The sequence below is a fragment of the Corynebacterium sp. HMSC036E10 genome (assembly GCF_001836265.1).
GTDB lineage: Bacteria > Actinomycetota > Actinomycetes > Mycobacteriales > Mycobacteriaceae > Corynebacterium > Corynebacterium coyleae.
Map to the genome: position 1 here is coordinate 1 of NZ_KV827994.1, position 14,651 is coordinate 14,651.

General features: G+C 62.9%; 15 protein-coding genes. 11 read left to right on the plus strand and 4 right to left on the minus strand.

Annotated elements, in window-relative coordinates; genetic code table 11:
* Positions 1-293 precede the first annotated feature (293 nt).
* Positions 294-755, plus strand: a complete 462-nt coding sequence (locus HMPREF2736_RS10390; protein WP_070421700.1) for an ASCH domain-containing protein — start codon at positions 294-296, stop codon at positions 753-755.
* A 35-nt stretch (positions 756-790) separates the two neighbouring features.
* Here HMPREF2736_RS10390 and HMPREF2736_RS10395 read toward each other — a convergent pair whose 3' ends face one another.
* Complete coding sequence (locus tag HMPREF2736_RS10395) at positions 791-1,297, minus strand: GNAT family N-acetyltransferase (RefSeq protein WP_070449676.1); 507 nt, start codon at positions 1,295-1,297, stop codon at positions 791-793.
* On the minus strand, positions 1,290-2,324 hold the full coding sequence (locus tag HMPREF2736_RS10400) for an HAD family hydrolase (RefSeq protein WP_070829655.1): 1,035 nt from the start codon (positions 2,322-2,324) through the stop codon (positions 1,290-1,292). Before HMPREF2736_RS10400 ends, HMPREF2736_RS10395 begins: the two co-directional genes overlap by 8 nt.
* Before the next feature lie 74 nt (positions 2,325-2,398).
* Here HMPREF2736_RS10400 and HMPREF2736_RS10405 point away from each other — a divergent pair, with 74 nt between their 5' ends.
* From HMPREF2736_RS10405 to HMPREF2736_RS10450, 10 genes are all read left to right on the plus strand, one after another.
* On the plus strand, positions 2,399-2,635 hold the full coding sequence (locus HMPREF2736_RS10405; protein ID WP_070829657.1) for a glutaredoxin family protein: 237 nt from the start codon (positions 2,399-2,401) through the stop codon (positions 2,633-2,635).
* 45 nt (positions 2,636-2,680) lie between these two features.
* Positions 2,681-4,006, plus strand: coding sequence for a glutamyl-tRNA reductase (locus HMPREF2736_RS10410; protein ID WP_083323066.1), 1,326 nt, complete (start codon positions 2,681-2,683; stop codon positions 4,004-4,006).
* Complete coding sequence (hemC, locus tag HMPREF2736_RS10415; protein WP_070614463.1) at positions 4,007-4,888, plus strand: hydroxymethylbilane synthase; 882 nt, start codon at positions 4,007-4,009, stop codon at positions 4,886-4,888.
* A gap of 132 nt (positions 4,889-5,020) precedes the next feature.
* A complete protein-coding gene (locus HMPREF2736_RS10420) occupies positions 5,021-6,721 on the plus strand; it encodes a bifunctional uroporphyrinogen-III C-methyltransferase/uroporphyrinogen-III synthase (RefSeq protein WP_070815663.1) in 1,701 nt (566 codons plus the stop codon).
* 42 nt (positions 6,722-6,763) lie between these two features.
* Positions 6,764-7,765, plus strand: a complete 1,002-nt coding sequence (gene hemB / locus HMPREF2736_RS10425; RefSeq protein ID WP_371325692.1) for a porphobilinogen synthase — start codon at positions 6,764-6,766, stop codon at positions 7,763-7,765.
* Positions 7,758-8,372 (plus strand): hypothetical protein, encoded by a 615-nt coding sequence (locus HMPREF2736_RS10430; RefSeq protein WP_070482068.1) that lies wholly within the window; start codon positions 7,758-7,760, stop codon positions 8,370-8,372. The genes hemB and HMPREF2736_RS10430 overlap by 8 nt, the downstream gene beginning before the upstream one ends.
* 7 nt (positions 8,373-8,379) lie before the next feature.
* A complete protein-coding gene (locus tag HMPREF2736_RS10435) occupies positions 8,380-8,901 on the plus strand; it encodes a hypothetical protein (RefSeq protein WP_070829661.1) in 522 nt (173 codons plus the stop codon).
* Complete coding sequence (locus HMPREF2736_RS10440) at positions 8,902-11,427, plus strand: heavy metal translocating P-type ATPase (protein ID WP_070421710.1); 2,526 nt, start codon at positions 8,902-8,904, stop codon at positions 11,425-11,427.
* 26 nt (positions 11,428-11,453) lie between these two features.
* Positions 11,454-12,503, plus strand: a complete 1,050-nt coding sequence (gene hemE, locus HMPREF2736_RS10445; protein ID WP_070829663.1) for a uroporphyrinogen decarboxylase — start codon at positions 11,454-11,456, stop codon at positions 12,501-12,503.
* Positions 12,503-13,903 carry a protoporphyrinogen oxidase gene (locus tag HMPREF2736_RS10450; RefSeq protein WP_070829665.1) on the plus strand — a complete coding sequence of 467 codons (1,401 nt, stop codon included), beginning with the start codon at positions 12,503-12,505 and terminating at the stop codon, positions 13,901-13,903. The genes hemE and HMPREF2736_RS10450 overlap by 1 nt, the downstream gene beginning before the upstream one ends.
* Here the strand turns inward: HMPREF2736_RS10450 and HMPREF2736_RS10455 are convergent.
* Both HMPREF2736_RS10455 and HMPREF2736_RS10460 read right to left on the minus strand, forming a co-directional pair.
* Positions 13,900-14,322, minus strand: coding sequence for a type II toxin-antitoxin system VapC family toxin (locus HMPREF2736_RS10455; protein WP_070829667.1), 423 nt, complete (start codon positions 14,320-14,322; stop codon positions 13,900-13,902). The two genes, HMPREF2736_RS10450 and HMPREF2736_RS10455, sit on opposite strands and share 4 nt — an antisense overlap.
* A complete protein-coding gene (locus HMPREF2736_RS10460) occupies positions 14,319-14,633 on the minus strand; it encodes a FitA-like ribbon-helix-helix domain-containing protein (protein WP_141743295.1) in 315 nt (104 codons plus the stop codon). Before HMPREF2736_RS10460 ends, HMPREF2736_RS10455 begins: the two co-directional genes overlap by 4 nt.
* Positions 14,634-14,651: the final 18 nt, after the last annotated feature.

Below are 14,651 nucleotides of genomic sequence, written 5' to 3' on the forward strand. Positions count from 1 at the left end.
ACCAAACACCCAAACCACAAAGAGTGTGCCCCAAAGAGGGCACACTCTCTTTTCGTTGCTACACCTGATCGTCTAGCACGACCACAAACCCAGCTAGACGGTCTCGAAACCGCCTTCACAAACCCCCAGGTGATAACGAACACCATGGTCAACACGGAGCTCATCGTCTGGTTGCACAAACAACAAGCTAGACGACCAGGGAAAACGACTGTCCAGGATTGCGGAAACCCAAAACTACGAGGCATAACAGTGCGACACCAAGGACGGTGAGCCTCGCTGCCTAATATGAACGTATGAATCGGGATGCTTTAGAGCCCATTTCGGAGTTGCCTCGTGGCGAGTTCGCCTTTCCAGGCCCGCTCCGTGACGCTCTTGTCAACGCCATCCTGGACGGCACGAAAACTGCGACAGCATCCTTGCTGGCTGAATACCCCAACGACTATCAGCCGCATGAGGAAGTGGGTGCCCTCGAGGCCGTCCTTGACTCACATGACAACGTGGTGTGCGTCATCCGCACGACTGAGGTTCAGATTTACCGGTTGGCGGACGTGAGCGACGAGCATGCCATCGCCGAGGGGGAGGGCTACGCCGACGCAAACGAATGGCGCATTGGGCATGAGCAGTATTGGCGCTCGCCAGAGTTTGTGGAGTACATCGGAGCACTTGATATTGACGACGACACGCAGGTGGTGTGCCAACGCTTTACCGTTGATGAGCGGTACCCGATCAGGGCATTGGAGCCGTGGCGCGGCTGAGGCCACACAGCCCGAACCAACGCCGGCTTTCCCAGCTAGGAAAGCCGGTACACCTCGTAGTCGCCGGGAACGCCCGCTCCGGGAACATACGCAAGTCCGAGCCTCAAAGCTAGGCCAATCGATGCCTCATTCACAGGGTCGATGATGGCGATGACGGGGAGCGACGGGAAGCGCTCGCGGGCGCTGGCAATCGCAGCGGCCGCGGCTTCTTTGGCGTAGCCCTGGCCTTGCGATTCTGGTGCGAATCGGTAGTAGAGGTTCAGGACTTCTTCGCTGGCTTCCTCGCTGTGCCGTACCCCGGTAAAGCCGATGGTCGCGCCGTCGAGGGTGCGTACCGTGTAGTAGCCCAACTGCTGCTCAGCCCAATTGTTCTGCCACGAGCGCGCAAGCTCGACAGCCTCATCGCGGGTCTTCATTGTCAGCTCGGGGCGGTGCTCGTAGGTGCGGGGATCTGAGTGGATGGCAAAGATGGCGTCGATATCCGCATCTGTCGGCACCGACAACTCAAGCCGCGGGGTGCGCAGGGCAAACGCATCAGGCATGGTGAGTCCTTTCCTGCCGCTTGTTCCACAGGCGCCACAGCGAGAACGCTCCCGCAGCGCCCAATACTGGCAGGGCGGACAGGCGCACGGCGCGGCGAACGGAGCGGTAGTCGCGGATAGCCCAGCCTTGGGCTTTCGCGTGGCGGCGCAGTGCGCGGTCCGGGTTTACCGCGACGGGGGAGCCGACCATCTCCAGCATTGGCAGGTCGTTGATGCTGTCGGAGTAGGCGGTGCACTGCTTCAGGTCGAGTTGCTGCAGCGCGGCCAGCGCGGCCACGGCGTGCTTCTTGCCGGGGCCGTGGAGGATGTCGCCGACGAGTCGGCCGGTGAACTTGCCGTCCTCTTCTTCCGCGACGGTGCCCAAAGCGCCGGTGAACCCGAGGGTCTCCGCCAGGGCCTGGCCGATCTGGACCGGGGTGGCGGAGACGAGCCAGACTTGCTGGCCGGCGGCGATGTGCATGGAGGCCAGTTCGATGACGTCCGAGTAGGACTTGTTCAGCATCTGCTTGTCGACGATCTCCTGGCAGGCTTCCTTGAGTTCCTCGACACGTTTGCCTTTGACCACGGCAAGGGCCTGCTCGCGACCTTCGGCGATGTCGTCGGCGTTTTCGGAGCCGGAGACGCGAAACCGGATCTGCTTCCACAGGGCCGGGGCGAGTTCGCGCAAGGTGATGAAGCGTTTCTTAAACAGGCCTTGGGCAAGCAGGATCAGCGACGAGCCTTGGATGAGGGTGTTGTCGATGTCAAAGAACGCGGCTGCCTCGAGGTCCTGTGGGATTTCGGGGTCTGGCGGAGTGATTTTTTGGCGGCCGGCGGTTTTAAAGGCACCGCCGACCGAGTCGACGCCGAGGGCGAAGTCTTGGATGTTGATACCAAAGGTTTCTTCGACGGCGGCTGCGGCGGCGGCTTGGCCGGCGGTGCGCTGGGCGTCGTCGTCAAGCGGGGGCAGTGCAAGGTCCTCAAGGAAGCGGCGCAGGTTGCCCTGAGAGACTGACCATTGTGCGAGGAATTCCCGCTGTTCTGACATGGCGATCGTGACTCTTTCGGTGGCGGTGTTAGCGTGAGCAATCGTACAACGGCGCCCGATGTAGAGGAGTTGGGATGAAGACGGTGGAGTTGATGGTGCGGTCCACGTGCGGTTCGTGCGAGCGGGTGGCGGCGCAGATTGCTCCGGTAGTGGAGAAGTGTGGCGCGGAGCTGATGCTTGTCGACGTCGACCTGGACCCCGACAACGCCGCCCAATACGGCGATCGCGTGCCGGTTGTCGTCATTGATGGGGAGGAGTTCGCCTGCTGGGAAGTGGACAACGCCGACCTTGAGGCGGCGCTCCTCGCGTAAGGGGCTATCCTTTAGTTTGATTTCCAACGCGGACTGGAGGGTTTTGTGAGTGTTCTTGTCGTGGGGATGTCGCATAGGTCTGCACCTGTGTCCCTACTAGAACGTCTCAGCATGGATACGGAGCTGCAGGAGGGGACGTCCGCGGCTCTTGTTGAGCGGCCTTCGTTGTCCGAGGCGATGATTATCTCCACCTGCAACCGTCTCGAGGTGTATGCGGTGGCCAACGCGTTCCACGCTGGTGTGGAGGACGTGTTGACGGTGCTGACGAAGGTGTCTGGGGTGGGCATCGAGGAGCTGCGTCGCTACCTGTACGTGCGGTACGCGGATGCTGCTGCGGAGCACATGTTTACTGTGGCGTCGGGGTTGGATTCGATGGTTGTGGGGGAGCAGCAGATCATCGGCCAGGTGCGTACGGCGTATGTGGATGCAGCGGAGCGTGGCACGGTGGGGCCGAATCTGCATTCGTTGGCGCAGATGGCGCTGCATACCGGTAAGCGTGTGCACACTGAGACCACTATCGACGACTCGGGCGCGTCCATGGTTACCGCCGCCTTGGATGAGGCGATGGGGCTGATGAGGATTGAAGACTTTAAGGGGAAGAAAGCTCTGGTGTTGGGGGCTGGCGCGATGAGTTCGCTGGCGGCGACGCACCTGGGCAAGCGCGGCATTGACGGGTTGGTGATTGCCAACCGCACGCGCGACCGCGCGGAGCGCCTTGCTGGACATTCCCGCGAGGCGGGCGTGCCGGCGGAGGTTGTGGATTTTGAAGACCGCTCGCACGCGATGGGTGGGGTGGACATTGTGGTGTCCGCGACGGCGGCTGACGGCTTCACCATTACGCCGGAGGACATTGCGGGTCCGGTGATGCTGGCGGACCTGTCGTTGCCGCGCGATATCGACGACGCGGTCACTGACATCGACGGCGTGCACCTGGTCAACATTGAATACCTGCACGAGCAGATGCGTAACACGACCAACGAGGATTCCCGTGCGTTGCGCGAGGCAGAGGCGATTATCGACGAGGAAGTGAAACTGTTTTCCTCCGAGCAGCGGGTGCGTGGGGTGGCCCCGGCGGTGACGAGGCTTCGCAGAAATGCTGCGGAGATCTCTGGTCAGGAGCTGCAGAAACTTCGCACCCGGCTTCCGGATATGTCTGAGGAAGATTTTGAGCAGGTTGAGCGCACGGTCCGTAGGGTCGTGGACAAGCTGCTGCACGCGCCGACGGTGAAGATTAAGGAACTTGCGGCGGCGCAGGAGACAGTGAGTGTGGAAGAGGTAGTGACCGAACTGTTCGGGCTGGATCAGCCGGCGGTGTCGGTGGAGGCGCAGCGTCTCCCGCTGCCTGAGGAACTGCGCGGTAAGGAGAAATAAATGCTGAAGATTGGTACTCGTGGTTCGCACTTGGCGACGACACAGGCCGGCCATGTCCGTGACGACCTCAGTGCGGTTGGTCACCCGGCTGAACTGAAAATCGTGGTCACGCCGGGTGACCTGTCGCAGGCCCCGGTGGAGCGCATCGGCGTCGGCGTGTTCACCTCCGCGCTGCGCGACGCGTTGTTTAACGGCGAGGTTGACGTTGCGGTCCATTCGTTTAAGGACCTGCCTACGGCGTACGAGCCGCGTTCCTATCTCATCGTGCCCAAGCGTGAGGACAACCGCGAGGCGCTCATCGCCCGCGATGGGCTGACGCTGGCGGAGCTGCCGGAAGGTGCCCGCGTGGGCACGTCGGCACCTCGTCGTATTTCCCAGCTGCGCGCGATGCGTCCGGACCTGGACATTCGTCCGTTGCGTGGCAACATTGAGCGCCGCATGGGCTACGTCGAATCTGGAGAGTTGGACGCGATCATGCTTGCGTACGCAGGCTTGGTGCGTGGTGGCTACGGCGACCGGGCGACCCAGATCTTCGACCCGCACGAGTTCATCCCAGCGCCCGCCCAGGGTGCGCTTGCGGTCGAGTGCCGTGTCGACGATACGGCTGGCCGCGAAGCAATCGCGAAACTTATCGACGACACCGCAACCGTCGAGGCCCGCGCCGAGCGCACCGTACTTGCCGTACTCGAGGCCGGCTGCACCGCGCCGGTGGCGGCAACCGCGCGTGCGACGGAGAACGGCATCGAGCTGCGTGCCGGTGTGTTTGCGCTGGATGGGTCCCGTTCGCTCGTGGAAGATGTCCAGGGTACGGACCCGGAGGAGATCGGTCGACGCGCTGCTGAGGCGTTGCTTGAACGCGGTGCCGCTGACGTTATGAAGTAGCGGTGGTTTTGTTCTGGGGCATATCCCTTTTATGGTGTAAATACCATACGTTCACACCCCTCCGCGCAACGGGTCGCTTAAGTGGATCCGTCTGCGTGGGGGATGTTATTTGTGCCTAGAAGAGATTCCTCTATGACATTGCCCTCTCACACCCCCCAGCCGGGGAAGGTGATCTTCGTGGGTGCCGGACCGGGCAACCCTGAACTGCTCACGGTCCGTGCCCGCGAGGTGATGGAAGCTAACGCTATCGCACTCGTCGATCCGGAAGTGTCGGCGGGGGTCAGAAACTTCGTTGGCTCAGCATTGCCAGTGCCACAGGCCAAGCTCGACGAGGCGAAAGCCGTCTACGAGCAGATGTGCGCCGACGCGAAGGCGGCGGGTGCGCGCCGTAAGCCGCCGAAGCCGGAAGATCCGACGGCGGCGGAGCTCCAGGAGTGCGACCTGGCAGGTGAGGGCATTGTGCCGAAGCTGCGCGAGGCGCTCGAGGCGGCAGCGAAGTCCATCGAGGACGGCGAGGCAGGCGATGGTGACGTGATCCGTCTGGTCGCCGGCAACCCGCTGACCCGTGATGCTGTGATGGAGGAGATCTCCGCCGTTGCAGACGCTGGCCTGGAGTTCCACGTGGTGCCGGGCATGTCCTTGCCGTCGACGGTGCCGTCCTTCGCTGGTATTGCACTGGGCTCGACCTATACCGAGGCTGACCTGACCAACGGTCCGGTGGACTGGGATCAGTTGGCGTCTGCGCCGCAACCGTTGGTGTTCCAGGCCACCCAGGAGCACCTCGCAGAGATGGCAGAAGCGCTTATGGAGCGCGGTTTCCAAGGCGCCACTCCGGTGACGATTACGACGAACGGAACGACGCGTCTGCAGCGCACGTTTGATGCCACGTTGCAGACGGTGGGCAAGTTGGATGCGGATCTGTCGGGTGCGCTCGTCGTTACGCTTGGCACTGTTGCGGACGACCGCTCGAAGTACTCCTGGTGGGAAAACCGGCCGTTGTATGGCTGGCGAGTGCTTGTGCCGCGCGCCAAGGAGCAGGCTGGCCCGATGAACGCCCGCCTGACGCAGTACGGTGCGATCCCGCAGTCGGTGCCGACGATTTCGCTCGAGCCGCCGCGCAACCCGGCACAGATGGACCGCGCGATCAAGGGCATTGTGGAGGGACGCTACCGCTGGGTGCTGTTTACCTCTGTTAATGCCGTTGATGCGGTGTGGGACAAGTTCGAGGAGCTTGGCCTGGATGCCCGCTCGTTTGCCGGCGTGCACCTGGGCGCGGTGGGGCAGAAGACCGCTGATGCGCTGCGTGCCCGTGGCATGTACCCGGAGCTGATCCCGCACCGTACAAAGCAGAACGCTGCTGGTCTGGCGGAGATCTTCCCGGAGTATGTCGAGGATATCGACCCGGTTGGCCGTGTGCTGCTGCCGCGCGCGGACCTGGGCTCCGACGTCCTGGTCGATGGCCTGGAGGCCAAGGGGTGGGAGGTCGACGACGTTGTCGCCTACCGCACCGTGCGTGCTGCTCCGCCACCACCGGAGACGCGCGACATGATCAAGACCGGCGGGTTCGACGCCGTGTGCTTCACCTCCCCGTCGACGGTGAAGAACCTTGTGGGTATTGCCGGCAAGCCGCACGCGCGCACCATCATCGCCTGCATTGGCCCGGTGACGGAGGCGGAAGCCCGTGAGCAGGGCTTGCGTGTGGACGTCGTCCCGGAGGTCGCCGATATCCCGTCGCTCATTGACGCCTTGGCAGAGCACGTTGCTGGTCTGCGTGCGGCTGGGCAGTTGCCGCCGCCGCGCAAGAAGCGCCGGAAGTCGGCAGCGAGCAACTAGCACGGCTGGGGTCGTGTCGGGTGACGTTCTAAGATGTGGCGCATGGCAGATTTTGAGCTCACCCGACGACCACGGCGCTTGCGGCAGAACCCCGCATTGCGCACCCTGACGGCGGAGACGAGGCTGCACCCGGCCGACTTCATCCTCCCGCTGTTTATCGCAGACGGCCTTGATGCGCCGCGCGAGATTGCCTCCATGCCGGGGGTGTACCAGCACACCGAGGATTCCCTGAAGGCAATTTGCCACGAGGCGCTTGAAGCTGGTGTGCGGGCGATCGACCTGTTTGGTGTGCCGCTTGAAGCGGATAAGGACGCCACAGGCTCCATCGGTGTCGCGGAAGATGGCATTTTGAACCGCGGGATCAAGGCGCTTCGCGACGAATTCGGCGACGACCTGGTCATCATCTCCGATACGTGCCTTGATGAGTTCACCGATCACGGCCACTGTGGTGTGCTGCGTACCGATGCACACGGCAACGAGATCGTGGACAACGACAAGACGGTTGAAATCTACTGCGACCTCGCCCTGTCCCAGGCGCGCGCTGGCGCACACATGGTCAGCCCGTCCGGCATGATGGACGGCCAGATCGGCGAGATCCGTAAGGCACTCGACCGCGAGGGCTTTGAGGACGTCATCATCATGGCGTACTCCGCGAAGTATGCCTCCAAGTTCTTTGGTCCGTTCCGCGATGCTGTCGGCTCGTCGCTGAAGGGCGATCGCCGCACCTACCAACAGGATCCCGCAAACGTGCGTGAATCCCTTTTGGAGACCGAACTGGACATCGCCGAAGGCGCAGACATTGTCATGGTCAAGCCGGCCTTGCCGTACCTTGACGTGCTGGCCAAGGTGGCAGAAATGTCACCAGTGCCGGTGGCGGCCTACCAGGTCTCCGGCGAGTACGCGATGCTCAAGGCAGCAGGCGTGAACGGTTGGATCGACTTCGAAGAGACCATGATGGAGTCGCTGGTATCCATTAAACGCGCTGGTGCGGACCAGATTCTGACCTACTACGCCATCGAAGCAGCAAAGCAGCTCAATGGTTAGCCTCCCGCCACTCAACCCGAAGAGCCCCAGCCACGTCGACGCCAGCGCCGTGGACAAGAAGACGCCGGGCGGCCCGCCGGAGGCCGTGCAGTTGATGCTGCGGTGCTGGGCAGTGATGATCGCAGGCGAGTTAATCCACCAGATTCTCTCCGTCGTATTCGCGTTCGTCGACCCGTCCGCGCTGCGGGACGCCGCCAAGCAACAAGCTAAGCAGCGTGGCGAGGAAATCTCGGACGGCCTAATCAACATGGGCGTCTACGGATCCCTGATCCTCATGACACTCATCCAGTTGGGTGTGCTGCTGTTGTTCGTGTTCGCGCTGCGCGCCGTGCGGAACAAAAGCTCCCAGGCTGGCAACGCGTACCGGCTGCTGCAGATCTTCGGGGTGTTCTTCGCCCTCCGCATGATCACGCTGTTCATGATGCAGCCCGCCTCCACCGCCATACCGGTGGTGTTCTACGGCATCGACGGTGTCGTCCAAATCATTCTGGGTGTGGCCGGCATTCTGGGCATCATCTACTCCACGGACAAAGACGCCGTGAACTGGGTAGCGCCCAAGAAGGATGCGTCGAAGAAAGACGCAGCCAAGACAGAGAAGGAACAGTAGGTCCCCAATGGCAGGCATGTTCCCCACGATGGTCTCAGACCCGAATGACAAGAACCGTAGGTACAGCGGCGAGGCCACTGAGCAGTGGCCCCGACCGCTACGTACCGCCTACTACCTGGTGGTTGCCAGTGCGGTGTTGATGATCGTCATCGGGCTGATGACCCTGGCCAAGGGCGTGCCTGACCGGCTGCCGGATACCTGGATGATCGAAGGTGCCGACGAAGCATTGATCGAACGTTTCCGGTTCAATCTGCGCATCTTGGCGTGGGGCAACATCGCCTTGGCCATCCTGCTGTCGATGAGTGCGGCCTACTTCCATAAAGGGTCGAAGACTGCGCGAAGGATTGCAGCCGCAGGCATTGGGGCAACTGTGTTCCTCAACGTTGCCGGCTTCTTCATCGGCGTGGCTGGCTGGGCCTCCATCGTGGTGGTTGTCCTGCTTGTCGCAGCCCTGTTTGGGATGTTCCGGCCGGCGGCGAATGTGTTCGTCGATACGCGAAGCGGCGACCTGTGGAGGGGAGTTGCGTAAGTGAGCAACCACGAACACCTAGACAATTGCATCGAGGAAGCCCGCCACGCCGCACGCCAAGCAGGCATTGACCCAGGCACTGCGACGTGGGACCTGGACGGGGAACTTGTCCGCCCCAACGCCTCCTACGCCTTCGAGCTGGAGGGCATCGAGGACGGGCCCCAACTGACCGACATCGCCGAAGCACTTGAGGCGCTGCCAGGTGTGTCGGCGCGCTTGGTGTACCCGACGAAGATGGCGTGGGTCACCGCACCGGCAAGTACGCCGCTTGTGGAGCTCACCGACACCATCGAAAGCTTCGGCGTCACCGCAACCGTGACCGACTCGACCCTGCAGCGTCGCGCACACGGCCGCTACTGGCAGGAACACCCGATGCCGCGCCGGGCGAAGCATCGTCGTAACGAAGAGGCGAACCTGATCGCCCGTGCGCAAGGGTTTGTGCGTCCGGTGTCGCGGCGCTCCCGGCGTGAAGGCGACGTGCTGTTTACCGCACGCGACCTGGTCACCCCGACACGCCTCGTGGTGGCAGTGCTGCTGACCATCCCCGTGCTGCTACTCACCTACATCCCGTCCCTGGACTTTCCGGGCTGGCAGTGGGTGTGCTTCGCGCTAGCAACTCCGGTGGCCCTGTGGTGCGCATCCCCGTTCCACCGCGCCATGGCAGGCGGCGTGCGTCGCGGTATTTCGGCGCTAGACGGTGCGAGTTCGATCGCCATCCTGGCCTCCTATGTGTGGTCGTTTGCCATGCTGCTGTTTACCAGCGTCGGCGACATCGGCTACACCACCACCGGCAGCTGGATGCCACTGCGCATGTCAGACAGCCCCGAGCTGTATTTCGAAGTGTCCTGCACCGTGACCACGCTGCTGCTATTCGGCAGGTACTTCTCCATGCAGGTGCGCACCGATCTGCGCGAGGAACTCGAATCCCGCAGGCCCGGCGCCGAGGACGTCTACAACGTGGATCACCGCGACAAACGCGGCACACCCAGCCCCGAAGAGTTGCCTGCAACAGAGATCAGGCGTGGCGACGACGTCACGCTCACCGCAGGCCACATCATCCCAGTCGATGGGGAAGTGGTTGGTGGTTCCGGCCGGATTGGTGGGGAGCTCGTCGATACGCACCGCGACCAAATCCTCAAAGTCGGCTCGATCGTCACCGCCGGCTCGGTGCTCGCCTCGGGCGAGATCAAAGTCCGCGCCGCGCGCGTCGGCCACACCACACTGCTTGCGGCGGTGCAGCGCTGGCTTGACGACGCCTCACGTCACCAAAACGCAGCCACCATGGTCTCGACTCGCTCCGCGGGCCTGCTGATCCCAACCGCCTATGTCATCGCGGTGCTCAACTTCGGACTCTGGCTGCTGTTTAACGGCAACATCAACACGGCCGCTGCGACGTCGCTGGCCATCCTGGTCGTCGTCGCACCCGTGAGTTTGGCCATCTCACCTGCACTCGCCATGCGCCAAGGCCTCGACTCCGCCGTGCGCCACGGCATGCTTGTGCGCGACGGCAACGCGCTTCGCACCCTGGCCGACACCGACATGGTCGTCTTCAACCGTGTGGGCACCCTGGTCAAACCGGAAATGCATGTGGAAACCGTCACCGCAGTACGTGGCGAAAGCACTGAACTGGTGCTGCGCATCGCCGGCGTCCTGTCTGCCGACTCGGACCACCCGGCCTCCAAAGCAATCGTGAAAGCAGCACGAGGAGCACGCGACGCCCGCTCCGGCGACCCACGCATCCCAGACTGGATCGAAGCCAACGGTGACACCTTCTCACCCGACGGCGAGTTCGGTGGACCAATTACCGCAACGTGGGGCACTGGTGAAAACGCACGCTCCGAAACGTTTGCGGCATCGCTGTGGCGCCCGACGAACCTGTCGCAACTCCACGGCAAACTCTCCGTCGCCGCCACGACTGGCGGCACACCCGTCGTCGTGCGGTGGGGTGGACGTGACCGCGGTGTGATCACGCTGTACGACCCCGCTAAAGACGACGCCATCCAGGCCATCGACCGCCTGGAATCCATGGGCGTGGAAACCGTCATGCTCACCCGCGACACCTATCCGGTGGCGCGCCGGTTCGCTGACTTCCTCGGCATCTCCCAAGTGCTTGCCGGCATTCACGGGCTGGACAAACCCCATGCTGTGCGTGCACTGCACACACAAGGTTCCAACGTTGCCATGGTTGGCGACGCCTCCGTCCTGCCCACCCTGCGCGTCGCCGACTCCGGCATCCTCTTCGCCGAAGACGACCTCGCCGGCACCAAAGAGCCACGCTGGAGCGACGACGCCGAAGTCGTTCTCATCCGCGAAGACGTCATGTCCGTGCCCCAACTCATCGAGCACGCCCAACGCGTTAAACGCATCGCCAACAGCAACCTCGCCTTCGCCGTTGCGTACAACGCCACCGCAGTCGTCCTCGCCGCAGCTGGAGCGCTACCGCCCGTCGGTGCGACACTGCTCATGCTGGGCAGCTCCCTGTTCATCGAGGCGAAGTCGCGCCGGGCACGCCGGTTCAAGATCTAGGCTTTTCGCAGGTAGGCTAAGGCACTATGACTAGACGCGACCTTGTTAACGCTCCGTTCCTTGAGGCCGCCTACGGCCGCACTCCGTCCCGCACCCCGGTGTGGTTCATGCGCCAAGCCGGCCGTTCCTTGCCGGAGTACCGCAAGGTGCGAGAAGGCATTGCAATGCTGGATTCGTGCTTCATGCCGGAACTGCTCGCGGAGATCACGCTGCAGCCGGTGCGCCGCCACGACATGGACGCGGCGATCTTGTTCTCTGACATTGTGGTGCCGCTGAAGGCAGCGGGTGTTGGGGTGGAGATCGTGCCGGGTACGGGCCCGGTGCTGGACGCTCCGATTCGCTCCCGTGCGGACGTAGACAACCTGCCGATCCTGGACCACACCGTGGAGGAAGTCGCCGAGGGGATCCGCATTATTCTCGACGAACTGAGCGACACCCAGGCCCTCATCGGCTTCGTGGGGGCGCCGTTTACCCTGGCCAGCTACCTCATCGAAGGCGGGCCTAGCAAGAACCACGAGAAGACCAAGGCGATGATGCACGGCGATCCGGAAACCTGGCACGCGCTCATGCGCCGCCTCGTGCCAACGATCACCGAGTTCCTCCGCACGCAGGTCGAGGCCGGCATCGACGCGATGCAACTCTTCGACTCCTGGGCAGGCTTCCTCACCGAGGCCGACTACCGCGAGTTTGTCCTGCCGTACTCGGTTGAAATCCTGGATTCAGTGGCGGGGGAGATCCCGCGCATCCACTTCGGTGTGGCCACCGGTGAGCTGCTCGGCGCCATGTCTGAGGCTGGCAGCGAGGTGATGGGTGTGGACTGGCGCGTGCCGCTGGACACCGCCGCGAAGCGTTTCGCCTCCCCGCGCGTGCTGCAGGGCAACCTGGACCCGGCGCTGCTGTTCGCCGGCACCGATGTCGTGCGCGAGGAGATCGCCCGCATCAAGAACGAGGCCGCCCGCGCGGTCGAAGCGGGGGATGCCACCGGACACATCTTCAACCTGGGCCACGGCGTCCTGCCGACCACCGATGCGGACGCCATCACTGAGGCCGTACGCATCATCCACGAGGAGATTTAATGAACATCGCCATTATCGGCGCAGGCCTTGCCGGTCTGACCGCAGCGTTCGAGCTTCGTAAACTCAGCTCGAACGAGGACACGGACGAGGCGAAAATCGACGTCTACGAAGCCACTGACCGCATCGGCGGCAAGCTCTACACCGTCGCGTTCGAGGCTGGCCCGACCGATATGGGCGCCGAGGCATTCCTCGCACGCCGCAAGGACGCAGTCGAGTTCTTCACCGAGTTGGGTCTTGGTGATTCGCTCGTCGAGCCGTCCGGGTTGCGCTCCCTGATCTGGTCCAATGGCGAGGCCCGCGGTCTGCCTACCGGCGGCGTGATGGGTATCCCGTCTACCTCCGAAACGGTTGCGCACTTGGTCAGCGCCGAAACCGCAGCGCGTATCGACGACGAAGCTAACCGCGAAGGCTTCACCTGGGACACCGACGGCGACATGAACGTCGGCAAACTCGTGCGCGAGCGCTACGGCGACGAAGTCGTCGACGTCATCCTGTCGTCTCTGCTTGGTGGGGTCTACTCCTGTACCGCCGATGACCTGGGCGTTCGCGCCACCGTCCCGCAACTGGCGGAAGAGCTCGACCGCCTCGCTGAAGCCGGCGACGGCAAGGTGCACCTGTCCACCGCCGTGGCCAACCTGGAGCGCTCCCGCGCGGAGCTGCCAACCGGCCAGGGGGCGGTCTTTAACACGTTCCGCGACGGCTACCACGAACTCTACGAAGCCCTTGCCGAACAGTCCGGGGCCGACATCTACATCGACGCGTTCATTTCACAGATCAGCCGCGAAGGCAACGGTTTCCGCCTCAAGGGCGGCGAGGAGACCATCTACGACCACATCATCCTCGCCGTACCCGCACCAACCGCAGCGCTGCTGCTCAAGGAAGTCGTCCCAGAGGCGGCACAGGAGCTCCAGTCGGTGAAGTTGGCCAACTCGGCAGTCGTCGGCATGCGGTTTGCCACCGACGAGGGCCTGCCGCAGAACTCGGGCGTGCTCGTTGCCACCGGTGCCGACGACGTGAAGGCAAAGGCGTTCACCTTCTCCTCGCGTAAATGGCCGCACCTCGCCGAACGTGGCGGCGCCATCGTGCGCGCAAGCTTCGGCCGCTTCGGCGACAACATCGCCCTGACCGCCACCGAAGACGACCTGGTGGACTGGGCACTCGACGACCTGAAAACCATCACTGGATTCGACGGCCGCGAGGCCGGCCTGGAGGAAATCTTCGTCCAGCGCTGGTTCGGCGGCTTGCCGCGTTTCGACGAACACCACCTCGCCACCGTGACCAACGTCCGAAACATCATCGACAAGGTGGACGGCATTTCCATCACCGGTGCTTGGGCGAGCGGCGTGGGGGTGCCGGCGGTTGTGGCGGACGCGCGCGTCGTCGCCAAGCAACTGCTTTAGGCATCCTCCCAGGGGTCGACGAGCGTAACATCCGTGCCCTCAAAGTCCTTGAGGTTGCGGGTGGCAAGCGGGGCATCGTGGACGCGACAAATCGCGGCGATCATCGCATCGGCGTCATGGATCGGGCGTCCCATCCTTTTTCGCTCCACGACGATTTCGCCGAACGCCCAGGCAGCGTCTGTATCAAAAGCGAGGACACCGTTGCGCTGCTCGAAATTAGACAATTGCCAGAAGACAACGTGCTGAATTTCGTTCCGTCGGGCACCCGACGGCAAACTCCGTACACCTCGGACAATCTCGCCGACTGTAATGGAAGTAATGCACTGCTTCGGGTCCGTGGTGGCTGCCCATCGTTTGACGTTTTCGTGCGGAGCCTTCCGGCAAAGCTCTGAAACAACGTTCGTATCAAGGATGATCATGATTGACCGCCGCGACGGGCAGTGACCATTTCATCCATAACACCGGCGAGGTCATCCATACCTCCCACCTCTTGGGAGAGCTCGAAAAGCTCCAAGCCAGCCTTTACAGGTCGGACTGCTTCTTCCAGAATATGACGTACCTCTGCCTCCATAGACCGTCCATTCATACTGGCCTGAAGTTTGATCTTGTGGCGCACTCTCTCGTCGACGCCACGGATAGTCAACGTTACGGTCTTCTCTGGCTTTTCAGCGACTATGGTCTCAGCCCGACGCGTGATGCGCGTCGCTTTGCTTTTTTGGATAGCGCCCATGCTGCCTCCTTGCGATCC